At 33.6% G+C, this 22,095-nt stretch carries 24 protein-coding genes; 13 read left to right on the top strand and 11 right to left on the bottom strand.

The annotated features are described in order from the left end of the window. Window position 1: 1 nt before the first annotated feature. The 3 genes from acsC to ACS5L2_RS04555 all read left to right on the top strand — a co-directional run bounded on the left by acsC (window position 2) and on the right by ACS5L2_RS04555 (window position 2,129). Window positions 2-1,375 carry an acetyl-CoA decarbonylase/synthase complex subunit gamma gene (gene acsC, locus ACS5L2_RS04565; RefSeq protein ID WP_459202587.1) on the top strand — a complete coding sequence of 458 codons (1,374 nt, stop codon included), beginning with the start codon at window positions 2-4 and terminating at the stop codon, window positions 1,373-1,375. A gap of 4 nt (window positions 1,376-1,379) precedes the next feature. After that, window positions 1,380-1,844 (top strand): 4Fe-4S dicluster domain-containing protein, encoded by a 465-nt coding sequence (locus tag ACS5L2_RS04560; RefSeq protein WP_459202586.1) that lies wholly within the window; start codon window positions 1,380-1,382, stop codon window positions 1,842-1,844. 105 nt (window positions 1,845-1,949) lie between these two features. Next, window positions 1,950-2,129, top strand: coding sequence for a CooT family nickel-binding protein (locus tag ACS5L2_RS04555; protein WP_459202585.1), 180 nt, complete (start codon window positions 1,950-1,952; stop codon window positions 2,127-2,129). A 4-nt stretch (window positions 2,130-2,133) separates the two neighbouring features. Here the strand turns inward: ACS5L2_RS04555 and ACS5L2_RS04550 are convergent, their stop codons facing one another. Next, window positions 2,134-2,916: an ATP-binding protein gene (locus tag ACS5L2_RS04550; protein ID WP_459202584.1), complete on the bottom strand. Its 783-nt coding sequence runs from the start codon at window positions 2,914-2,916 to the stop codon at window positions 2,134-2,136. After that, complete coding sequence (locus ACS5L2_RS04545) at window positions 2,917-3,573, bottom strand: DUF166 domain-containing protein (protein ID WP_459202583.1); 657 nt, start codon at window positions 3,571-3,573, stop codon at window positions 2,917-2,919. A gap of 219 nt (window positions 3,574-3,792) precedes the next feature. Here ACS5L2_RS04545 and ACS5L2_RS04540 point away from each other — a divergent pair, with 219 nt between their 5' ends. The 4 genes from ACS5L2_RS04540 (at window position 3,793) to ACS5L2_RS04525 (ending at window position 6,688) form a co-directional block, all read left to right on the top strand. Continuing rightward, the gene (locus ACS5L2_RS04540; RefSeq protein WP_459202582.1) at window positions 3,793-4,644 is read left to right on the top strand and encodes a substrate-binding domain-containing protein; all 852 of its coding nucleotides are present in this window, start codon (window positions 3,793-3,795) and stop codon (window positions 4,642-4,644) included. A gap of 51 nt (window positions 4,645-4,695) precedes the next feature. Next, window positions 4,696-5,355 carry a 4Fe-4S binding protein gene (locus tag ACS5L2_RS04535; protein WP_459202581.1) on the top strand — a complete coding sequence of 220 codons (660 nt, stop codon included), beginning with the start codon at window positions 4,696-4,698 and terminating at the stop codon, window positions 5,353-5,355. Further along, entirely contained in the window at window positions 5,342-6,199 is an 858-nt protein-coding gene (locus tag ACS5L2_RS04530) for a permease (RefSeq protein WP_459202580.1), read from the top strand. The genes ACS5L2_RS04535 and ACS5L2_RS04530 overlap by 14 nt, the downstream gene beginning before the upstream one ends. Before the next feature lie 75 nt (window positions 6,200-6,274). Further along, entirely contained in the window at window positions 6,275-6,688 is a 414-nt protein-coding gene (locus tag ACS5L2_RS04525) for a hypothetical protein (protein WP_459202579.1), read from the top strand. Window positions 6,689-6,765: 77 nt separating this feature from the next. Here ACS5L2_RS04525 and purB read toward each other — a convergent pair whose 3' ends face one another. From purB to cgi121, 4 genes are all read right to left on the bottom strand, one after another. After that, entirely contained in the window at window positions 6,766-8,115 is a 1,350-nt protein-coding gene (gene purB, locus ACS5L2_RS04520) for an adenylosuccinate lyase (protein WP_459202578.1), read from the bottom strand. A 22-nt stretch (window positions 8,116-8,137) separates the two neighbouring features. Beyond that, on the bottom strand, window positions 8,138-9,859 hold the full coding sequence (locus tag ACS5L2_RS04515; RefSeq protein ID WP_459202577.1) for an ATP-dependent DNA ligase: 1,722 nt from the start codon (window positions 9,857-9,859) through the stop codon (window positions 8,138-8,140). 83 nt (window positions 9,860-9,942) lie between these two features. Continuing rightward, window positions 9,943-11,217 carry a histidinol dehydrogenase gene (gene hisD, locus ACS5L2_RS04510; protein ID WP_459202576.1) on the bottom strand — a complete coding sequence of 425 codons (1,275 nt, stop codon included), beginning with the start codon at window positions 11,215-11,217 and terminating at the stop codon, window positions 9,943-9,945. Window positions 11,218-11,247: 30 nt separating this feature from the next. Next, on the bottom strand, window positions 11,248-11,679 hold the full coding sequence (gene cgi121, locus ACS5L2_RS04505; protein WP_459202575.1) for a KEOPS complex subunit Cgi121: 432 nt from the start codon (window positions 11,677-11,679) through the stop codon (window positions 11,248-11,250). A 257-nt stretch (window positions 11,680-11,936) separates the two neighbouring features. Between cgi121 and cobA the strand changes: the two genes are divergently transcribed. Both cobA and ACS5L2_RS04495 read left to right on the top strand, forming a co-directional pair. After that, a complete protein-coding gene (gene cobA / locus ACS5L2_RS04500; RefSeq protein ID WP_459202574.1) occupies window positions 11,937-12,656 on the top strand; it encodes a uroporphyrinogen-III C-methyltransferase in 720 nt (239 codons plus the stop codon). A 68-nt stretch (window positions 12,657-12,724) separates the two neighbouring features. Further along, the gene (locus ACS5L2_RS04495; protein WP_459202573.1) at window positions 12,725-13,303 is read left to right on the top strand and encodes an FmdE family protein; all 579 of its coding nucleotides are present in this window, start codon (window positions 12,725-12,727) and stop codon (window positions 13,301-13,303) included. A 63-nt stretch (window positions 13,304-13,366) separates the two neighbouring features. Here the strand turns inward: ACS5L2_RS04495 and ACS5L2_RS04490 are convergent, their stop codons facing one another. The 4 genes from ACS5L2_RS04490 to ACS5L2_RS04475 all read right to left on the bottom strand — a co-directional run bounded on the left by ACS5L2_RS04490 (window position 13,367) and on the right by ACS5L2_RS04475 (window position 16,205). Continuing rightward, entirely contained in the window at window positions 13,367-13,624 is a 258-nt protein-coding gene (locus ACS5L2_RS04490) for a hypothetical protein (RefSeq protein ID WP_459202572.1), read from the bottom strand. Between the two features lie 118 nt (window positions 13,625-13,742). Next, window positions 13,743-14,462: an MIP/aquaporin family protein gene (locus ACS5L2_RS04485; protein WP_459202571.1), complete on the bottom strand. Its 720-nt coding sequence runs from the start codon at window positions 14,460-14,462 to the stop codon at window positions 13,743-13,745. Then, a complete protein-coding gene (locus tag ACS5L2_RS04480; RefSeq protein WP_459202570.1) occupies window positions 14,459-14,674 on the bottom strand; it encodes a DUF2180 family protein in 216 nt (71 codons plus the stop codon). Before ACS5L2_RS04480 ends, ACS5L2_RS04485 begins: the two co-directional genes overlap by 4 nt. Before the next feature lie 31 nt (window positions 14,675-14,705). Continuing rightward, window positions 14,706-16,205, bottom strand: coding sequence for a DUF2193 family protein (locus tag ACS5L2_RS04475; RefSeq protein ID WP_459202569.1), 1,500 nt, complete (start codon window positions 16,203-16,205; stop codon window positions 14,706-14,708). A gap of 369 nt (window positions 16,206-16,574) precedes the next feature. Here ACS5L2_RS04475 and ACS5L2_RS04470 point away from each other — a divergent pair, with 369 nt between their 5' ends. From ACS5L2_RS04470 to ACS5L2_RS04455, 4 genes are all read left to right on the top strand, one after another. Next, a complete protein-coding gene (locus tag ACS5L2_RS04470) occupies window positions 16,575-17,582 on the top strand; it encodes a hypothetical protein (protein ID WP_459202568.1) in 1,008 nt (335 codons plus the stop codon). Between the two features lie 85 nt (window positions 17,583-17,667). After that, entirely contained in the window at window positions 17,668-18,570 is a 903-nt protein-coding gene (gene trxR / locus ACS5L2_RS04465; protein WP_459202567.1) for a F420-dependent thioredoxin reductase, read from the top strand. An 18-nt stretch (window positions 18,571-18,588) separates the two neighbouring features. Next, window positions 18,589-18,936 carry a thioredoxin family protein gene (locus ACS5L2_RS04460; protein ID WP_459202566.1) on the top strand — a complete coding sequence of 116 codons (348 nt, stop codon included), beginning with the start codon at window positions 18,589-18,591 and terminating at the stop codon, window positions 18,934-18,936. Between the two features lie 19 nt (window positions 18,937-18,955). Beyond that, window positions 18,956-19,609: a cytochrome c biogenesis CcdA family protein gene (locus ACS5L2_RS04455; RefSeq protein ID WP_459202565.1), complete on the top strand. Its 654-nt coding sequence runs from the start codon at window positions 18,956-18,958 to the stop codon at window positions 19,607-19,609. A 1-nt stretch (window position 19,610) separates the two neighbouring features. Here the strand turns inward: ACS5L2_RS04455 and topA are convergent, their stop codons facing one another. Continuing rightward, on the bottom strand, window positions 19,611-22,073 hold the full coding sequence (gene topA / locus ACS5L2_RS04450) for a DNA topoisomerase I (RefSeq protein ID WP_459202564.1): 2,463 nt from the start codon (window positions 22,071-22,073) through the stop codon (window positions 19,611-19,613). Window positions 22,074-22,095 lie beyond the last annotated feature (22 nt).

The raw sequence follows: 22,095 nt of genomic DNA, 5'->3' as shown, positions 1-22,095 counted from the left end.
AGTGAAAGTTACAGCAATGGATATTTACAAATTACTTCCTAAGACAAACTGTGGAAAATGTGGCGAAGCATCATGTATGGCATTCGCAGCTAAACTCTCCCAAAAGGAAGCAGAACTTTCAGCCTGTCCACAACTTAAAGGTGCTGACTTTGAAAAATTAGCAAACATGCTCGCTCCAGCAGTAAAAGAAATTAAGATTGGAACTGGTGACAAAGCAGTAACAATTGGTGGAGACGAAGTATTATACCGATACGAACTTACATACTACAACCCAACAGCAATTGCAGTTGATTTAAGCGACGATATGGATGACGCAGAATTTGATCAGAAATTGGTGAAAATCAAAAACTTGGAATTTGAAAGAACCGGTGAAATTCTTAAATTGGATGCAGTAGCTTTGAGAAATAAATCAGGGGATTCTGAAAAATTCAAAAAAGCTGCAGAAAAATTAAAAGATTCAGGAATTCCAGTAATTCTCTGTTCATTCGACCCAAAATCAATGGAAGCTGCACTTGATGTAATTGGATCAAAAAGACCTTTAATTTATGCAGCAACCGAAAACAATATCGATGAAATGTCAGAATTAGCATTAAAACACAACTGTCCGATTTCATTATTCGTTCAGAACGATCTTGAAAAAATGAAGCAACTTTCAAGAAAATTGAGAGAATCTGGTGTTAAAGATATAGTTTTAGACCCTGGAACTTACATTGGTGAAGCAATCGGGGACACGATGGACAACTTCATCATGATAAGAAGACTGGCAGTTGAAGAAAAAGACGACGATTTCAGATTCCCAATTTTGGCAGTTCCTGCAGTTTGCTGGATAAATCCAGAAGAAGACGAAATATTAACAAAAATGAAAGAAGCAACAACTGCGGCAGCACTCATGAACAGATATGCTGATGTTATGATATTACACGGTGTAGATATCTGGGAAATGATGCCAGTTTTAACCTTGAGACAGAGTTTGTACACTGACCCAAGAAAACCGCAGTCTGTTGAAGCAAAAATCTACGAATTTGGAACAGTTGACGAAAATTCACCTGTAATCATGACTACAAACTTTGCATTAACATACTATACGGTTGCAGGAGATTTGAAGTCTGGAAAAGTAAACTGCTATTTACTTGTACTTGATACTGGTGGAAGAGCAGTTGATGTGTCCGTTGCAGGTGGACAGTTTAATGGAAAAGCAGCAGCTGAGCTCATGAAAGAAACAGGAATTGAAAAATTAGTTAACCACAAAAAATTAATCATCCCCGGACTTGCAGCATCCGTATCTGGAGATATAGAAGACCAATCAGGATGGGAAGTTATTGTTGGTACAAGAGATTCCTCGGAAGTCCCTGCTTTCTTAGCAAAGATATGGTGATTTCATGAAATCATTAATGGTAATTGACGCAAGAAAATGTACAGAATGTAACGACTGTATCGAAGCATGCAAAAAACAGCACGGGGTTGCAAGAGCTATTAAAACTCAATCAATCCCCATGTTTTGTTTACAGTGCCATCCTGACAAAGCGCCATGTAAACAGGTCTGTCCGGTAAATGCTATCGAAGAATTGGATGGTGCACTTGTAGTTGACGAAGAATCCTGTATTTTATGCAGGCTTTGCATGATTGCATGTCCTATTGGAGCACTTACAATAAATAAAGATAATAAATCGGTTCAAAAATGTACGCTTTGCATGGAAACAGATTTGATGCTTCCAGCATGTGTCGAAGCATGTAAAAGCAATGTTTTGAAGTTATTCTCTGTAGAGGATTTAGAAGAACTCAAAAGAGAAAAATCACACATGGACGTTGTTATCGAGTCCTTAAAAATGTACAAAGATGAATAACGTCCTTTTTTTAATTTTATTGGATTTTAAATTAATTAATAATTTATAAAAGTATTTTAAACAATAAGCAGATAAGATTAATTAAAAATAACAGAGGCGATATTTATGTGTGAATCAACAGTTTATTTGGACGATGGTACTGTAGTAATGGCTGATGTTATGAAAATAGTCGTAAATGGTAACAATTTAGAACTTTACGATATATTAAACAATAAAAAAGAAATCAAGGCTAAATTCAATGCTTTGGATTTGGAAGGGCATAAAATAATTGTTACAGAATTATAATTTTTTAATTTTTAAGATTCATTATTTTTTCTGAAATTTTTCTAATTTCGTTCTGTGCTTTTGAATTTTTATAACTAACAAGAGGTTCTCTTTTCATATCTGCAACAGAAACTTCTGGGTCATAAGGAATGCATCCGAGTATTTCAAGGCCGATTCTATTTAAATTTTCACTTGCAAAACTTTTTTCAGTTTCATTTGAAATTTTATTTAAAACACAGACGATTTTTTTAATTCCAATTTCTTCTGCAAGTTTTTTAATTCTTTCAACGGTTTCCATAGATTTTGAGCTTGCTTCTGAAACAATAATCATTACATCGACAGCTTCTGCGGTTTTTCTGCCCAAATGTTCGATTCCAGCTTCCATATCTAAAATTACAACTTCATCTTTTTTCAAAATTAAATTTCTGATAAGTGCTTTTAAAAGAACTGATGCAGGACAGACACAGCCAGTTCCTCCTTTTTCAACAGTTCCCATGACCATTATTTTTAAATTCCCTTTTTCATCGTAATTTACTGACACTTTTTCTGGAATGTCACCTGTTTTAGGATTTATTTTAAAAACTTCTCCAAAAGATGAACCCTGCTCAGCACCGGTTCTTTCTTTTATCAAATCTTTCATTTTTGAAATCGGGGTTATTTTCTCAGTTATTCCAAGACTTGATGCTAAATTCATGTCCGGGTCTGCATCTATTGCATAAACTTTGTATTTTTCTGATAGGATACAGGCTAAAGTTCCAGAAAATGTTGTTTTTCCAACTCCCCCTTTTCCAGTAATTGCAATCTTCATTTACTCACCTGATTTCTTTTTTAAGGCTTTTTCAAATGCGTCGTGATGAAATTGAGCAGCTTTATATCTTCCACTTTCTTCATCCGAAAAAAGTCTAATTCTTCCCGCCCTACAAGGATAGTGCTGTATTCTAAGCCCTGCTTTTGTTGAAATATCTGAAATATTTTGTCCAATCAAATCTTTAGCAACAAAGTTTGTACCGCCACATGGAGAGCCCCTTATAACTTTTATTTCTGTTGCAATGTTATTTTCAACTTTAATTTCAACTTCAGGTTTTCCAAATTTCGACACGAATTCATCAAATATTTCGTTTCCATTTTCAACGAGCTCGCACATGATGTCAGGACATATCACGTTTTTAAAAGATTCAAGCTGGTTTTTTAATCCTTTTCCTTTCCAAGCCCCAACTATTGTGAATCTAACACATTTGCGAACCTGTTCGATAAGGTCGATTGTAATGTCTGGATTTAGTATGTATGTAATCAAAATGTCAGCAGATTTTATTTTTGCAAGCTGTTCGTTTGGAAATTCTGTAAAATCGTCAATAGACTCTGGTTTTGGAATATTTAAGATAAGATATTCACATTCAAATTCTTTTTTAATCGTATCGTACGCTCTTTCCCCAAAAGGCCCGTCAGAAACTACAACAACTCTCATTTTTTCACAATTTTGTTTTAAATCAATTATATTTTACTAATTATATACTTATTCCGGAATATGATTATTAAAAATATTAATTAATTGCGACATATTTTGATAGTTAATGACTAATTTGGAGCATATGTGCGAAAAAATAAGAGATAAATAGTATATTGATACAATAGTCATGAGATGCATTATTCAAATAGCTATTAAAAATATTAATGAGGTAACTACATGAATTCAAAATATGCTATTTTATTGGTTGGACTTGTGGCACTCACCGTAATGTTTAGCGGTTGTACATCCAGTTCAAGTGCTGCAGAGCCTGGAGATATAGAAGTATTAACAGTATACAGTTGTGGTGGACCTACTGAAGCTTTAGCTGATGTAAACGCAGAATTTGAGAAAGAATACAATTGTGAAATTAGATTTACAGGAGCAGCTGCTGGAAAATTGAGGAAAGCTTTAGAAGACGGCGCTTATGCTGACGTATTTTTACCAAGATCTGTTACTCACTCCGAAGTTTTAGCAAATGCAGGATTAATGAATCCAGATTACAAAGTTTACCAGTTTACAGACTGGGTTATCATAACTCCAAGTGGGAACCCTAAAAACGTTTCAACAATTGAAGATTTATTAAATGAAGATGTTAAAGTTTACACAAACTCAAAATCATCAATACCTGCTTTAAAAGCAATGGCTCCAGAAGCAGAATCAATCAACGCAATCTATGAAAAAAGCGCAAAAGATTACGATTGCTACAGAAAAATGTTAAGCGATGTTGCTTCAGGAAATGCAGACGCTGCTCTTGTTGAAAGAAGATGTACTACTTTAACAGGTATTGCTGGAAATATTGAAGTTATTGACCTTCCAAGAGAAACAATGACTCCACAAATCGGAATATTTACTGTCGGTGTTATGAACTATACAGAACACGCTGAACTTGCATACAAATATCAAGAATTTGTACTTACTGATAAAGCACAGGCTATTCTTGCAGATCACGGATTTATTCCTGTAAATTCAGAACAAGGGCAGGAATTGTACAATAATTACTATCCAGAATATCTTTCATTAAATAACTAATTTTATTATTTTTTTATTTTTAATTTATTTTTAATTTACACAGGTGGTAATTTGACAGAAAAGAAATTTGAACTTAAATCTAAACTCAAAAAAACTACTTTTTTTAATATTGTAAAATATGGATTTTTTTTAGTTGCAATTCCATCAGTATTTCTTGTTATATTCCGATGCCCTTACACAATTCCTTTTTTAGTATGTGATTTATGTCCAGTTATAGACTGCCCTTCAAAAAATTACAGGCGTTTAATCTTTGGAGCACTTCTTGGTTATGTTGCAATTACAAGAGTTGATTTTTGTGGGAAGTTATGCCCCCTTGGAACTTTAAATGATATACTTTATAAAATAAAAATGAAAATTTCTAAAAAACCTGTAAAGTTATCATTAGAAATGAAAATAATACTCGATTTACTCAAATGGACTGTATTTTTGTTTGTAATTATTGCGATAATCAATGGAAATCCTCGATTTTATGTACCAATCCATGCAGGGGAACTTTTGGACTCAATCAGGCTTTCATTGCTCGCAGGCGGAAACTCATACTATGCAAGGCTTTTACTCGTTCTTGGTGCAATCGTTTTGGGTGTCATTATTCCGAGATTTTGGTGTAGGTATGTCTGTCCATATGGGACCACGATTCAACTCACGAAAAAAGGAATAAGAACAGTAAAAGAACACACCTGTACAAAATGTGGAAAGCATGATACAAACTGATGCAATTTTTATATCAATTGAACATTCTTTCAATTTTTTCGCAAATGCGTTTCCATACATACTTTTTGGATTTTTAATATCTGCTTATATGAAAGTAAAATTAAAAGGAAATTTAAGGCAGAAATTTGTTCATATTTTGGATAACTCAAAAAAGTCGATAGTAGTTGCATCGTTAATCGGGGCAGTACTACCCCTGTGTTCTGCAAGCGGAGTTCCTGTTGCAAATGTAATGAATTCTAAAGGAACAAATCTTGGAATTACAATGTCTTTTATAGTTTCTGCTTCATCAATAACCCCGCTTGGGGTAATGCTTACATATTCTCTTTTAGGGTGGGAAATAGCGTTAATGCAGATTTTAGCATCAATGATTTTAGCCTGTTTTATCGGAATCTTATTTTATAACTATAAAATACCGTTTTATTTTGAAGAAAATAACATAAAACCGGATGATACATATTTAAAAGTACTTTTCAAGCAGATGGCGAACTTAATGCCCGCAATAATGATTGGTTTTTTAATTTCCGGGTTTATGATGTCTTTTATTCCAAAAGACATAATATTATATGCTCTTTCAAATAACCTCATGATGTATTTTTACGCATCCGTTGCAAGAATATTTATATTTTTATGCCCGAACGCGATGATTCCCCTAATCAGTTCAGTGGCGGTTAATGGGGTTCCAAGAGGTCTTATTTTATCATTTTTAATTTCAGCCCCTTCAATAGGCCTTCCAATGATTTTAGCAATGTTAAAGGTCTACGGCAAAAAAATTGCGTTAATTTATGTTTTTGGAATAATAATCTTAAGCGGGCTAATTGGAATTGTAATAGATATCATATTATGACCTCTAAGTCCCGATTAATCGAAAAAACTATATACTCCTTTGACATACTATTGAATAATTATGGGGGTGAATATTATGCAAAAGATTAGATTATTTTCCGGGATTTTAGCTATTGTTTTAGTGTTAATGTCTTTTTGTGCGTGTATTAATTCAAATTACAGCTCTGATGATAAAGACCAGAGAGAAGAGGTTTTAAACGCATTTAATTCCATTATAACAAATTCCGGTGGAAAGATTTTAGAAATAAATAATTCGGAAAACACGTGGTCGGAAATAAGTGTTAGCGTAAATAAAGACTTTATCGGCTCGGTAACATTAAATACGAACTGGAATACAGACTGCTATGGTAAATGTATTGTTGAATCGATTAAAAATTCGGGAATACTTTCGGATAACTCGGTAATCGTGGTAAATTATTATTTAAATGATGAACTCGTTTCAATGTATTCTTCAGAAGACGGCTCAAAAGTATACTACAAATTTGAATAATTTCTTTTTTAAATTCGTTAAAATAAATTTTAAAAATAGCAGCAAAAAATAATTAAAAATAAAAATAGTTTTTTAAATTATTCCCAATTTTTAGCTTCTTTGAGTACATTTTCTACAATTTCAGGGGCTAAACCAATGTATGTTTTATAATCAAACATTTTATCAATTTCTTCAACTGAAACGTATTTCATGACTTCAGGTTCTTCCAAAAGTACTTCTTTTAAGTGTCTTCCTTCATCATGAGCTTTCATTGCACATTTTCTAACGGTTTCGTGGCCTGTTTGTCTGCCCATTCCGCTGTTTGCCAAAAACATCATTACTCTTTCAGCCATGATGAGCCCTTTTGTCATTTCAAGGTTTCTGTTAACATTTTCAAGATTTACACTTAATTTTCTCATTCCTTTTATTGAAAGATTTATTATGTGGTCTAAAAGTACGCATGACTCTGGGAAAAGACATCTTTCTGAAGATGAGTTTGTTAAATCTCTTTCTTCCCAAAGCGGAATGTTATCAAATTCTGCAAGTGCATTTGCTTTTACAATTCTTGAAAGCCCGCAAATCTGTTCAAAAGTAATTGGATTTCTTTTGTGCGGCATTGTGGATGATCCGGTCTGTTTTGAAGCATCAAACTCTTCTTCTAATTCTTTAATTTCACTTCTTTGCATGCTTCTTACGGTAATTCCAATTTTATTTAAAGTTTGTGCAATTAATGCTAAAACAGCCATGAATTCGCCATGTCTGTCTCTTTGAACGACCTGGTTTGAAATTAAAACGGGATCGAGTTCTAAAATTTCTCCAACTCGATTATGAACTAAAATTCCGTTTTCACCAATTGCCGCCATTGTACCAACTGCACCAGTAATCATTGAAACACAGAGTCTTTTTTTAGAGCTTTCGAGTCTTTCAATATGTCTTTGAATTTCTACTGCCCAAAGTGCAAATTTCATTCCGTAAGTAGTTGGAACTGCATGCTGTCCGTGTGTTCTTCCAATACAAACCGTGTTTTTGTGTTCTTCTGCTTTTTTTAAGAGTTCTCCTCTCAAAGTTTTTAATTTTTCCTCTAAAACTTCAAAAGCATCCTTAAATTGAAGGGACTGTGCAGTATCAATAATATCATTTGAAGTGGAACCAAAGTGAATGTATTCTCCAGCATTTCCTTCGCACTGTTCAGCAAAAGCTTTTACAACTGAAACTACGTCGTGCCTTGTTGCCATTTCAATTTCTTTTACTCTTTCAAGTTTTACGAATTCGGTTGATTTTTTTCTGTTTATTTCTTCTGCAGCTTCTTTTGGAATCATTCCAAGTTCAGATTCTGCTAAAGCAAGTGCTGCTTCAACTTCAAGCATTTTTTGAAGTTTTGTTTCTTCTTCCCATACTTTTTTCATTTCAGGAGTTCCGTATCTAAAATCGATAGGGTGAATTGCCATATAATCACCTTTTATAAAAAAATTATTTTCTGTTTCGTTCTATTTCGTATATTTTCTTCACATCATCTAATGTATTAATGTCATTTATAGATTTGTCTTCCCTTATCTCAACGACTCTTGGAAAACGTAATGCATAACCCATTTCGTATTTTTCAGAGGTTTGAATTTCTTCATACGTTACTTCAAGCACTATTTTAGGTTCTAATATTACTTCTTCGCCCAAATCTTCAATTTTTATTTCATTGACAATTTTTGTGAGTCTTTCAAGATCATCTTCGGTAAGTCCAGTTCCAACGTTTCCAATAACGTGTAAATTGCCTTCATCATCTTTTACTGAAAGTTCATATGAGCCGTACCAATCTTTTCTTTTTCCCATTCCAATTTTTGCACGAGTTACAACAACATCAAGATTTTCTAATGTTGGTTTAACTTTATACATTGTTTTAACACGGCTTCCCGGAGTATATAGTGCATCAGGGTTTTTAATCATGATTCCTTCATGTCCAATACTCAAACTCCAGTTAAAAAATTCTTTTACCTGTTTTGGATTATCACTATTTAATTTAAACGACGAAAATAGCATTTTGTTTGAAAAAATCTCTTTTTCGATTTTTTCTATTTCAGTATCCCAGTTATTAGTTCCAAATAAATTTTCTAAAATTTCCCGCCTATTTTTTAACGGCGTATCAATTAAGCCCTTTTTATAATATAACACATCGAAAAAGTATATCCTTAAAGCTATTTTTTCTGCCATTTTATCTATATCGTATTTTCGCCTGAACCTTCTTAAAATATCCTGAAATGGTCTTGGCTTTCCATTTGAAAGGTCCATTGCAACGCATTCCCCTTCTAAAATAATCTCGTCAATATCGATTTTTTTAATCTCTTCAACGAGTTCGGGAACCGAATTTGTAATATCTTCAAGCCTTCTGCTGTATACTTTTACATTGCCATTTGATTTATGCACCTGAACTCTTGCACCGTCGTATTTAGTTTCAAACTGGGGCATTTTCGTTTCAATCATTGCATCTTCAATCGACGGAGTCAACTGCGCAAGCATTGGTTTTATTGGCCTGAATACTTTTAACTGCAATTCAGAATCGCTTTCAATTTCAGTTCCAGAAATTAATTTTTCGCCAAGTAACCCAATATCGTTTGTTACAGCATATGTTTTTTCGATATTTTCCTTGTTAACATTAAAATAGTTTGAAAATCCGGCTAAAATTGTTGGAATATTCATCCCAATTCTCATGTCTTCTAAAATAAGTCTTGAAATGTATCTTGATTCAACAGGATTTGATAAAATCAGCAGATTTGAAATTATCCTTATTTTTTTCTTTTGAGAAGAATTTCCTTCAATATTAGAGAGTTTTTTTAACGTTGAGTATACTTCTTCAAGCGTTAGTGGCTGGCTGAATAGTGAAACCTGTTTTATATTCGAACTTAAAGTTTCAACAGCAATTCCAATATCTCCAGTTTCTTTAATTTTTGCTTTTAAATCTTTTTCAGAAATTCCAGTTGTTTTTACTGCTTCGAGCAATAAATTTGGACCAATCCCAATCTCTTTATTTTCAAATTCCGCAAAAACCCTTCCAATCGTGATTTGGGATACTTGTTTTAAATTTTCGGGCTTTCCATTATTTTTGATAAAATCGATTAATTCAACGAAGTAGTCCGTTTTTTCAAGTCTTTTTGTAGTTTTTTCAATTTTATCAAGAATTTTACAAAAATCACTAAAAAGCATTATTACACCTTAAAAAATAAAAAAGTAAATTATTTTAAATAATATTTAGATTTATCAAGATTTTCTTAAATTTCTGCTGTATTTTATTTTAACCTTCTTTTAACAGTTTCAGAGTGGTTAAAAAGACCTTCAGCTTCTGCAAGGGTGGTTACAATATTTCCAATTTCCATTAATCCTTCTTTTGTTAATTCCTGAACTGTTGGCTTTTTGATAAATGTTTCAACGCTGAGTCCTGAATACATTTTTGCACACGCGGAAGTTGGAAGAACGTGGTTTGTACCACTTGCATAGTCTCCAACAGGAACTGGCGCATAGTTTCCTAAGAAGATACTTCCCGCATTTTCAATTGAATTTAACACTTCTCTTGGATTTTTCGTCATTATTTCCAAGTGTTCAGGAGCATATCTGTTTGAAAATTCAATGCATTCATCAATTGAACCACTAACAATTGCGGAATTTAAAATAGATTTTTCAATAATTTCCATTCTTTTAGCAGTTTTCATTTCCATTAAAATTCTTTCTTTAATTTTTGCTGCTTTTTCATCCGAAGTAACTGTAATTACACATGATGCATTTGGGTCGTGTTCAGCTTGGGCTAAAAAGTCCATTGCAACGTATTCTTCATTTGAGGATTCGTCACACATAATAAGAACTTCTGAAGGTCCTGCTGGAAAATCAATCGAAACTTCACCGTAAACTAATTTTTTAGCTGCAGTTACAAAGATATTTCCTGGTCCAACGATAATATCGACTTTTGGAACAGATTCGGTACCGTATGCAAGTGCCCCAATTGCCTGTGCTCCGCCGATTTTATATATTTCGTCAGCTTTTGCAATATCTGATGCAACAAGTGTTGCAGGATTTCCTTCTGTTCCGTTTGGAGGAGATGTTACAACAACTTTTTTGACACCTGCAACTTTTGCAGGGGTTACAGTCATTAAAACCGTAGATGGATAAAATGCACGTCCTCCAGGAACGTAACATCCAGCTTTTTCAACAGGTCTGATAATCTGTCCTGCTTTAATTCCGTCTTTTTCAACTTCCCATTCACTTAAATTTTTAAATTGAATTTCATGAAATTCTTTAATATTCCTATAAGCTTTTTCAATGGATTCAACTACCTTTGAATCGATTTTTTCATACGCTTTATCAATTTCTTCGGAAGTTACCTTGAAATTATCAATGTCTACACCGTCAAATTTTTTAGTGTATTCTTTTAAGGCAGTATCCCCGTTTTTTTGAACATGTTCTAAAATTTCGCTTACTGTTGGTAAAATTCCCGAAATGTTTGTTTTGTTCCTGTTTAATATTATATCAAGTTCTGTTTCGTTTAATTCTGATATTTTTTTGACTATCATGTTTTACACCAAACTCCATGTATTCTAATACTATAGAACCTCGATAAGGGCAATTTTTTCACAAACTCTTTCAATTAGGTTTCCGTGAAGGTTAATATTGAAAACTTCCCTTATTTTTTTCTCTTTTTCTTCTGTTAATTCGAGAACACTGTCATCAAGGTATCCATTTACAGCGTTTTTTATTTGCTCAAACGTTTTTTCATCTTCGCATACAACGCAGATGTTTCCACCTTTAGCGCCGAGTGATTTTATCGCATTTGAAATCTGTTTCTGCCCTGATGCACGAAGTAGTATTTCCATCCAGATATTTTTTGAGAGCTTTTGTTTTGTTTTTGCCTGATATATGCTGTGCAAAACATGTGTTTTTGTAGCTATCAGGTCTGCATTCAGTATCTGAAAGTTAAGACCCATTTTAAAGAGTTCATCAGGAACGTCTGCATCTCTAATGCCTTTTATTATCATATTTCCGCCTTAGTTTACGTTAAACGTTTAAAACCAGTTTTAACTGTTGTAATCATACAAATCATAACACGTATTTAATATACCTTGATATTTCCTTTTATAAGTATTTATTTTAAAAATTTATTCAATAAATTACTATCTAGAAGTTTTTAGCAAATTTCGGCAAAATATCAAATTTTATATATAAAATTAAACTTAATTCATGTTAATTCAATATATCCTGTGTATGTATTCATAAAAATTAAAAGGGGAAAATTATGAAAGTTATATTAGTTGGAGCAGGACCTGGCGATGAAGGTTTAATCACATTAAAAGGAGTAGACGCAATAAAAAATGCAGACGTAATTGTTTATGATGATTTAATCGGGGAAAAACTTTTAAAATATGCGAAAACCGATTCTGAACTTATTTATGTTGGGAAACGAAAGGGAAAACACTCCTACAAACAAGAAGAAATAAATGAGATTTTAGTCAATAAAGCAAAGGAAAATAAAAATGTGGTAAGGCTTAAAGGTGGCGACTCTTTTGTATTTGGGAGAGGCGGTGAAGAAGTCCTTGCTTTAAAAGAAGAAGGAATCGAATACGAAATGGTTCCGGGAATTACTTCTTCAATTTCAGTTCCAGAAATTTTTGGAATTCCCGTAACGCATAGGAAAGTTGCAACATCTTTTACGGTTGTAACTGGTCACGAAGCAGGAGACAAGAGTGAAAATGAAATGCAAGTGAAATTAAGCGAATTAAATGCAGACACAATTGTAATTTTGATGGGAATTACAACCCTTGAAAAACACGTAATGGAACTCTTGAAAAACCCAAAAAGAAATGAAAATACGCCAGTTGCAATTTTAATGGATGGGACAAGAGAAAATCAAAGAATGGTTAAAGGAACGTTGTCGAATATTGTTGAAAAGGCAAAATTGGAGAAAGTTTCACCTCCCGGAATTATTGTTGTAGGCAACGTTATCGATGTACTTTAAGAATGTAATAAAAACATATAAAAAGTAATACGTGTATAGTGCATGATATTAGCACAACTGGTGAGAACTTGAACGAAGACTACCAAAAAACAATTGATTTTCACGGTCACGAATGTCCTGGAGTTGCAATTGGATACAGGGTTTCAAAATATGTACTCGACCACTACGAAAGGTCTGAAGATGAGCAGCTCGTTGCAATAGTAGAGAATAACTCCTGTAGTGTTGATGGAATACAGCAGATGCTTGGATGCACGTTTGGAAAAGGAAATTTGAAATTTAAGGATAACGGAAAGCACGTTTACACATTCTACTCAAGAGACAACAGCAAAGCGCTTAGAATTTACTTAAAATACAATCTTTCTGAAAAAGTTGGAACATTTAATAAAAAGTTCAATGAAGGAACTTTAACTGAAGAAGAACAAAAACAGATGTTTGAAAGAAGAAAAGAAGCTATAAAACATCTTTTGGAAGCTTCTGAAGAAGAACTATTCGATGTAAAATGGGTAGAAATTGAAGAACCTAAAAAAGCAAGGCTTTACCCTTCAATTGTTTGTGAAAACTGTGGGGAAACCTTCATGGAAATTAAAGGTAGAACTATTGATGGTAAAATTGTCTGTAAAGAATGTTTCCAAAAATTAGTTCATTAATTAAAAATCATTAATCATTTTTCTTTTTAATCAAATTAAAATTTAAAAATTGATAAAAAAACCTTATAATACAAAATACCTTAAATAAACATATATTAAGATTAAAACAACAATAAACATCGGGAATACATAAATTACAAGAATTCTGTTTTCAACGATTTTTAACATTTTCTTTTTTGAAAGTAACTTCTTGTTCATGTGTTGGATAAATTCAGAGCGTGATTGTGAAGTTTCTCTCGGGTCCTTGATTTTTTTGTTAATTTCTTCTTTAATGTCATCAATTTCGCTTTTTATTTGAAAATATTCTGAAATAGTTCCCATACCTATCCCCCCTATGTGTTAATAAAATATTGTTATCTAAATATTAATAGTTTTTAGTCGGGTTAAAAAAGGATAACTATTATATAACAAAGATTTTCAAAAAATAAAAAATTTGCAGTTATTCGCTATTTAAATACTCATAGATGAATGCAGCAGATATTGCACCAAGAATTGGACCTATAATATATATCGGGAAGTAATACCAGAGATTTAGCCCGTAAATGCTGTCTATTAAATATGGTCCAAATGTTCTCGCAGGGTTTAATGAGGCGCCTGCAATATTTCCAGTTGTAGTAATTATTGCACCAACTGTCAAACCAATTACAAGTCCTGCAAAACCATCCGGAGCTCTTTTATCAACTGCAACACCCATTATAACGAACATTAAAAGAAATGTTCCGATAAATTCCGCGAGTATTGCCTGAAAATAGCTTATTCCTGCAAATGGTGCGGTAGCTCCAAGTCCCCCAATCGCTACAGAATCAATTCCAATGCATGCAAAGAATAGTAAAGAACCAATTCCGGCACCGATCAACTGGGCTATAATGTATGGAATTACCTCTTTTGTTGGGAATTTTTTAACTGCCCAGAGTCCGACAGTTACTGCTGGGTTGATATGTGCCCCAGAAATTCTTCCCATGGAGTATATTACTGCCGCAATTGCAAGTGCAAATGAAAATCCAATTGCAAACCAGTCCCCAAGTCCCCCAAGTAGTCCAATTCCTGCAGTTCCCGTGTTATTTGCAATCATCAGGGTCATTGCAGCAGCACCCGGACCAAAAAATACTAAAATTCCGGTTCCAAGGCATTCTGCAATTAATCTTTTAATCATGCTCATTTTTTACCCTCCAAAAGTGCATTATAACAGGGCAAGCATAGCATTCTTGGAATGGTCTTTTTTAATTTTGTAGCTGGAAAAGGGTATCCTCCTTCCCACTGTTCGATTTCTTCGCGTACAACGTGGTCCATACAGACCCCCATTCCACAGACGATACAGGATGCTACTGCATCGGTATCTTTTCCTTCTAATTTACAGAGGTAACACTTCATTTTTTCCCTCCTTTAAAAATAAAGAAGATAGTTAGACCGCCTCTCTATACTGGCAGTACTGGTGTCTGAAATCTACTAAACAAGCTGTTGCACAGTCTTTACAAACTCTTGCAGGTGCTCCAGGTGTTTCTTTATGCAGTGCAATAATGTTTGTCATCATTGTTGCAGTTACAGGTTCACTTGTTAAGAGGCATGGGTAGTCTGAAAGCCTCATGAGTGCTGAAAATCTAACTGTTATTGCACATGCTGGATATGCGTACCTTTGCGGGTTCATGATGACCTGATTTTTAAAAATAGGGTCAAGGTCTACTTTGAAACTTCCTACTTTTGGTGTTATTGGGTCATTACTTCCATTTTTAACTCTTCGAGCTTTATCTATTAGTTTCCAGCCCCTGTAAATCATATCCATGAAGTCGTGGTTGTGCAGTTCTGCAGCGGCCCCCCTTGTTGGGTATAACTGTACGTAGTTGTGGAACCTTTTAGTAAGTAAATCTACAACTGTTGGTGCATTAAATCCATCTAATTCAAGAATGCATTCAGTTGCAGCTGCAGTTGACCCTGTTGCAAGAGACAGTACTTCATATTCATTTTTGAAATTTTTTATGTTGGAACGTAACGTACTGTCCATTACATTTGAAACAGCTTCGATTACTGCCATTATAACGTCGTCTTTACACATGTTAAATGTTGACTGGGCCACGTGGTGTGCAATATCTCCAACACAGTATGCCGGAACCGTTACAATATTTCCGTAGTGTACTTCGGATTCCATGGCTTCAACTACCGCACTTTCCATTTTCTTTTTATATTCAGCCATATATTTTCTAACATCAAAGCTTTCATGGCCAAAATCGTCCATAAGTTTTGCTTGAGCGGCAATAGGCTCATCGTAAATGAATTTTATCATTTCAATTTCTTCTTTTACCGCTTCATTTAATGATTTTCCAGCTTCAACTGCGTTTGCAAATTTTTCCCCAAACCCATATGATGTGTTCATTCCCCACGATTTTGAGGCTAAAATTGCCTGTTTGTGTGCAATCGGGATGTCTAAATTTTTAAGAATCCTGTTTACGATGTTACTCGTACTTCCAGGAATTAATGCGAAATCTACAACACAGGTGGGCCCGTAAAAACCACCGTATCTTCTAAGAACTTCTTTTCCAATAAGTGCTTCTGATTTTTCAATTGTTTGAATAAATTTTTCAACGCTTTTTCTAAATTCTGGGTCTTCTTTGTACAGTATTTCAAGTATTGCCGGAGTTTGATAGTGTTCAACGAATGGATCGTCTTCAGGCCTTACGGTTTTTGTAAGCTCTGATAAAATATCAAAGTGTGCATTAATTGAATCCTTGTGCAGTCTAATTACTGAAGGATCCTGATTTCCAACTGCTTCCATTCTGTTTGCAACATCTACGTACCCCTTAGCATGTTTAATCTTAAATTCATGCCCCCTTTTTTCTTTAATTATGTCTACGTCCGCCCATTGTGCGGCCATTGCTTCATCAACCATTTTTGAGTATATTTCTTCCATATCATATCCCCCGTATTGATTGGATACCTAAATGGCTTAAGCGTTAAACAAAGGTCTTAATATAATTCAGAGACCCCGTGCTTAATTATTAGCCAATATAAAAATATGAAAATAGACTATTATATGTTTTTTCAAAATAAATAAAAAAGTTCTTAATTTTACGTAATTTTTAAATCCCGGCTTATTTTGGATGTATGGGTATACATTAAAAATACCAGTAAAATATATATACTATCGCGGTAGTGTAATATTAAGACACTACAATAAACAACATTCAATATCTATACTCAATAGTTATTTGGTAGTTATTCAATCACGGTTTAACGTTTATCAAAACCCAAACTTAAGTGAATTTACACGGGTGGTAATTTGGTAGTCTGTCAAAAAGAATTTACAAATTTATACTTTAAGCACACTTACCCGCAGTACTGGAACCGTATAATCGAAAAATATGGTTTAAAACCGGTGAATACAAATGAATTTACGCAACTGTCTCCCCACAGGTTTATCGGAAGTTTAGGAGATTTTATATCAAAAAACATCACAACTGGCCCATGTCTTTTAACGCATCAGGAAATTAAAAATTTAAATTATAATACTTCAAAAGAAGACGTTTTAAAAATGCTCATGAGGCACCCGACACTTGAAGACTACGTTTCAATAGCTGTTGAAACCAATAAAGAGTTTAAAACAAATATTATAATTGAAACTTACGAATACGCAAAATTAATAGAATATAAAACGAAAATCAGTTTTGAAGATGCGCTGAGTCTTACAAAATTGGCAGCTGAAAATCTTGTGCGCTACTACGATAAAAAATTGAATAATAAACACGTAAATTACCATTTAACCCATCAAAAGTCTGAAGATGCATGTTTGAGAGAACTATCTTTGGAATTTAAAACGTATTTTTTAAATAATGCGAATTTATCAAAAAAAGCAAAAGAAATTATCGAAAAAAATCCTGAAGAAAGTACGTGGCTTAGAATTAAGGCATCATTTCTTCCAGAATTTATAAAAAAAGATGAATCCACAATAATTGAACCTGCTTCAAGTATTGAAGGAATGATTCACGCATCAATTCTTTCAAATTCGTCTGCAATTGTTACAAGAAGCCCTCAAACTCTGAATAATAAGCCCGTAATGAATGAAGGACTTGAAAATGAAATTATCTATTTAAATAATGATATTTCAGAAGAATTGAAAAAATTAAACCTTCCAAAAACTAAAAAAACGCAGTACGGCTGTCCTGCATACAATATCTACGCGTTTTTAGATACCGAAGATATATCTAAAATCGAGATGAATTGTAACGATGAAAACGTTGAAGGTTGTATTTTAAATTTAAAAGAAATATTAGAATCATTCAAACCATAAATTGCTTTAAAGACGATATTTGATAATTTATACTATTTTATATATTTTTAAAGACAGAGTATTATTTAGAACAGCAGGTGGTTTGATGGTATACGATTTAATCATTATCGGGGGCGGACCAGCAGGTTTGACCGCAGGAATTTATGCTATGAGGGCAAAACTTAGTACTCTATGTCTTGAAAAAGAAAATGAAGGCGGAAAAATTGCAGAAGCAGGAGTTGTTGAAAATTATCCCGGTTTTGAATCGATAAAAGGTTTTGAACTTGCACAGAAATTTTCAGAACACGCAAAACACTTTGAACTTCCGGTAATCCACGAAGAAGTTGAAAAGATAGACACGTCATCAAAACCATATAAAGTTATTACAAAAAATGAAGAATACGAAGCAAAATCAATAGTGATTGCATCTGGAAGTCGATACAAAAAATTGGGGTTAAATGAAGATGATTACACTGGAAAAGGGGTTTGTTACTGCGTGATGTGTGATGCTTTTTTCTTTTTAAATAAAGAAGTAATCGTTCTAGGAAGGGGAACGTCTGCGATAATGGCGGCGTACAATTTGAAAGATATTGCCAAAAAAATAACGATAGTTACAGACAGGTCTGAATTAAAGGCAGTTGAAAAGATAATGGAAGAAAGAATGAATTTAATGAACAATCTTGAAGTGGTGTATAATGCAGAGCCAGTTGAGATTGTTGGGGACGAAAAAGCAGAAGGAGTTAAAGTTTCGATAAACGGAAAAGAAGAGATAATTTCTGCTGATGGAATATTCATAAGCTTTGGATACGTTCCAAATACTGAATTTTTAGAAAAAAGCGATATAAAACTCGATAAAAGAAAATTCATAGAAATTGACAAAAACTGCAAAACAAGTGTGGATGGAATATATGCCTGTGGAGATGTTACTGGTGGAATTTTACAGGTTTCAAAAGCAATTGGTGAAGGGGTAACGGCATTTACCGGTGCTTTAGGCAGTATTCAAAAATAAAACTGGAGACGTGTTTTTATGAAACATTTCTTAAATTTTTTAGTTGTAATACTTTTAATCGGGGTAACTGGCTGTATTTCTACTGGAGAAACAGTTTCAGATTTAAATGGTGAAACGACAATGATTGAATTTTATTCTACAAACTGCCCTGCATGCAAAGAACTGTCACCATATTTAGATGAACTCGAAGATGAAGGATATGTTATCGATAGAATAGATGTAAATAATAACGGTCAGATGGCTATGAATTATGGAATAAACCTTGTTCCAACAGTAGTTTTTATAAAAGATGGAGAAGAAGTTGATCGGGTAATTGGAAATCAGCCTGAAGTAATAAAATCAAAAGCAGAAGAGTATTTGAAATAATATTTAAATTCGTGATTTTATGGATCTTTTTTTAATCTTTTTGGCAGGAATTTCGACAGCACTTGGGCCATGTATTGTAACGGTTCTCCCATTTGTTTTAGCTTATACGTTTGGAATATCTAATTCAAGATTTGAAGGATTTTTGGTATCATTTAGTTTTATGATTGGTTTTTCAATCGTTTTCAGCACGCTTGGAGTTTTATCTTCAGCATTTGGCATTTTTTTAAATTTAACATTGTTAAAATACGTTGCAGGAATGTTTGCAATAATTCTTGGAGTTTTGGTTTTATTTAATAAAAATTTTACATTTAGAAAAGAGGGTGTTTTTCAGAAATTTTCAAAAAAATTATCAAATATGAACGATATACCAATACATATCAAAATTTTAAATTCGATAGCTCTTGGAATAGTTTACGGGTTTGGTGCAAATATCTGTGCAGATCCAATTTTGGCAGGAATTTTAACGTTTGTAGCCTCAAAAGCAGACGTTTATTATGGATTTTTTGCACTTTTAGTATACTCATTAGGGTATGGCATTCCGATAATATTTTTGAGTACGCTTGGTGCAGAAAGTAAAAATATAGTTGAAAAAATAGTAAAAAAGAATTTTGTAACTTATATTTCGGGAATTATTTTGATAATTCTTGGGTTATTTTTAATTTTCAATGTTTAAATTATTTTGTTGCGGTTTTCTTTGTAGTTGTTTTTTTAGCCGCAGTTTTGGTAGTTTTGGCTGCTTTTTTAGCGGTTTTCGTTGCTGTCTTTTTTGGAGCTTCTTTTTTAGCGGTTTTTGGTTTTGTTTCTTCCTTTTTTTCCGCCTTAGGTTCTTTGGAATTATCGTCTTTTTTCTTTTCTATTTTTTCGGTGTGTCTACATTTTGGATAATTGCTGCACCCGATAAATTCCCCGTATCTGCCCTTTCTTTTAAATAAGTCGCTTCCACATTTAGGGCATTTTCCAACGATTTCTTTTTCATTGGATTCCCCGTTTAATTTTTCAGTATATTTACATTTTGGATAATTTTCACAGCCTCTGAAAACCCCGTAAGGACCTTTTTTAATTAAAAGCTTGCTACCACATTTTGGACATATTTTTTCTTCTTTTTCAGCTTTTTCGATTTCTTTTTTATCTTCTTCTGAAATTCTTGTGGTACAATCGGGATTTACACAAATTTTTACCCTATCAAGTCCAATTACTGGATTATGGCAGGTTTCACAGACTTCGTTTAGCACTTTGATTCTTCCTTTTTGTGGGAGTGGGAATGTAACTTCACAGTCCGGATAGTTACTGCATCCGACGAATCTTTTTTTACCTTTTGTGCGGATAATAATCATATCTCCGCCACATTTGCATTTTCCAATTATCTGTAAGGACCTGTTTGTTGAATCGAGATTATCGACAAGTTCATTTCCGATTTCCTTTTCTTTTAATCGGAATTCCCCAAGAATTTTTGTAAGTTTGTTCTGGGTTTCTTTTATGACATCTTCCTTTTTGATTTTTTTATCCTGAATGAGTTCTAATTTATCTTCAAGGTCTCTTGTAAGTGTTTCTTCAACAATTTCCGGACAGTATTTTTTCAGGGTTTCAGTAACCCCAATTCCAAGGTCAGTGACTGTCAAAGAGCCATCCTCAATTACGTAACCTCGTTTAGTTAGTTTTTCGAGAATATCCGCCCTTGTAGCTTTAGTTCCAAGCTTTCTTTTTTCAAGTTCCTTGATAATTGAAGCCATCGTGTATCTTTTTGGAGGCTTCGTCTCTTTTGCTTCGAAGTTAATTTTATTTACATTTATTACATCTTTTTCCTTTAATTCAGGAAGTTCCACTTCATCGAATTTCGTGTAGTGGTATATTTCGTGCCATCCTTCTTTGACGGTTCTCGAACCGCTTAATTTGAATGTTTCGCCGTTTATGTCAAGATTGATTTTTGAATATTCCCTTTCAGCATTATCCCAGTAAAGTGCTATAGTCCTTCTTGCAATGAGTTCGTACAATTTTAACTCATCATCAGGAAGATGTTCTTTTGGAACGTCTACTGCGTGTACTGCAGGGTGTGCAGGGTCGTCATTTTTACCAGAAATTGGTTTTCTGTTTTCACTTAAAATTTTTTCAATATATGGCCTGTAATTTTTATTCTTTGAAAGATTTTTCAAGATTTCATCCATGTACGCCTTATCATCAGGAAGTTTTTGGGAACTTGTTCTTGGATATGAACAGTATCCTTTTTCATATAACTTTTGAGCAATTTCCTGCGTTTTTTTAGGTGAAAATCTAAACATATTGTGTGCTTCCCTTTGAAGCGTACCTAAATCGAAAGGCACATTTGGAGGGATGCTTTTCATTGTCTTTTTAACGTCTGTTACAGTTGCATGCTTTTGATCTTTTACTTTTTCAAAAGCTTTATTAGCTTGTTCTTCATCCCAGAATTTTTCGAGCTCATGAATTGCGATTAATTCATTATCTAAAAGCGCTTCAAGTACCCAGTATGGTGTTGGAACGAAATTTTTAATTTCCATTTCTTTATCCACTAAAAAAGCAAGTGCTGGACCCTGAACTCTACCCGTACTTAGGGTTTTCCATCGTTTAACGGAACTTACGGCCTGCATAAGCGCTCTTGAAACGTTTATACCAAAATACCAGTCGATTTTGTGCCTACTATCTCCTGCATCAACAAGTCCAAAATCAATTTCATTTGGCGTTTCATAAGCTTTTACAATTTCTTTCTTTGTTAAACTTGAAAATCTTAATCTGTGAGCGTTTTTTTGACCGCACGAGAAATTTAATGCGTGGTAACCAATTAATTCTCCTTCAATATCCCAGTCCGTTGCAACGTAAAATTTGTTAGCTTCTTTTGAAACTTTTTTTAATGCATCGATGTATTTTTGAATGTATTTTTTTTCATCGAGGGTTGACGCTGGAACCCAATCTATATCATAGACGGGATAGTCTCCAAATTTGGTTTTATTTTTTTCTTGAAGTGTGTATAAGTGACCTACCGCAGAAGCTACGATTATGTTTTCCCCATTTCTTTCTAACTCGTAGTAAGGTACGGCATTGTGGGATTTTTTCTTTGGTTTTCCAAGTGCTTCTGCAATTTTTTTTGCAACGTTTGGTTTCTCACAGATAATTAGTCCAGTCATGTTTTTCACGTTTTAAATTAAT

The sequence above is a fragment of the Methanococcus mangrovi genome, assembly GCF_054506835.1.
The sequence above is the reverse complement of the archived record's forward strand: the minus strand, read 5'-3'. Positions and strand labels throughout refer to the sequence as shown.

Bases quoted from the DNA above. Each gene is read 5' to 3' on its own strand.
- ACS5L2_RS04515 (WP_459202577.1), bottom strand. From the start codon at position 9,859: ATGCTTTTTAGTGATTTTTGTAAAATTCTTGATAAAATTGAAAAAACT.
- ACS5L2_RS04545 (WP_459202583.1), bottom strand. From the start codon at position 3,573: ATGAGAGTTGTTGTAGTTTCTGACGGGCCTTTTGGGGAAAGAGCGTAC.
- ACS5L2_RS04525 (WP_459202579.1), top strand. From the start codon at position 6,275: ATGCAAAAGATTAGATTATTTTCCGGGATTTTAGCTATTGTTTTAGTG.
- purB (WP_459202578.1), bottom strand. From the start codon at position 8,115: ATGGCAATTCACCCTATCGATTTTAGATACGGAACTCCTGAAATGAAA.
- hisD (WP_459202576.1), bottom strand. From the start codon at position 11,217: ATGATAGTCAAAAAAATATCAGAATTAAACGAAACAGAACTTGATATA.
- ACS5L2_RS04490 (WP_459202572.1), bottom strand. From the start codon at position 13,624: ATGGGAACTATTTCAGAATATTTTCAAATAAAAAGCGAAATTGATGAC.
- ACS5L2_RS04460 (WP_459202566.1), top strand. From the start codon at position 18,589: ATGAAACATTTCTTAAATTTTTTAGTTGTAATACTTTTAATCGGGGTA.
- ACS5L2_RS04475 (WP_459202569.1), bottom strand. From the start codon at position 16,205: ATGGAAGAAATATACTCAAAAATGGTTGATGAAGCAATGGCCGCACAA.
- ACS5L2_RS04550 (WP_459202584.1), bottom strand. From the start codon at position 2,916: ATGAAGATTGCAATTACTGGAAAAGGGGGAGTTGGAAAAACAACATTT.
- ACS5L2_RS04480 (WP_459202570.1), bottom strand. From the start codon at position 14,674: ATGAAGTGTTACCTCTGTAAATTAGAAGGAAAAGATACCGATGCAGTA.
- cgi121 (WP_459202575.1), bottom strand. From the start codon at position 11,679: ATGATAATAAAAGGCATTAGAGATGCAGACGTTCCTGATGAACTCTTT.
- ACS5L2_RS04560 (WP_459202586.1), top strand. From the start codon at position 1,380: ATGAAATCATTAATGGTAATTGACGCAAGAAAATGTACAGAATGTAAC.
- ACS5L2_RS04455 (WP_459202565.1), top strand. From the start codon at position 18,956: ATGGATCTTTTTTTAATCTTTTTGGCAGGAATTTCGACAGCACTTGGG.
- trxR (WP_459202567.1), top strand. From the start codon at position 17,668: ATGGTATACGATTTAATCATTATCGGGGGCGGACCAGCAGGTTTGACC.
- ACS5L2_RS04555 (WP_459202585.1), top strand. From the start codon at position 1,950: ATGTGTGAATCAACAGTTTATTTGGACGATGGTACTGTAGTAATGGCT.
- ACS5L2_RS04530 (WP_459202580.1), top strand. From the start codon at position 5,342: ATGATACAAACTGATGCAATTTTTATATCAATTGAACATTCTTTCAAT.
- topA (WP_459202564.1), bottom strand. From the start codon at position 22,073: ATGACTGGACTAATTATCTGTGAGAAACCAAACGTTGCAAAAAAAATT.
- ACS5L2_RS04540 (WP_459202582.1), top strand. From the start codon at position 3,793: ATGAATTCAAAATATGCTATTTTATTGGTTGGACTTGTGGCACTCACC.
- ACS5L2_RS04485 (WP_459202571.1), bottom strand. From the start codon at position 14,462: ATGAGCATGATTAAAAGATTAATTGCAGAATGCCTTGGAACCGGAATT.
- cobA (WP_459202574.1), top strand. From the start codon at position 11,937: ATGAAAGTTATATTAGTTGGAGCAGGACCTGGCGATGAAGGTTTAATC.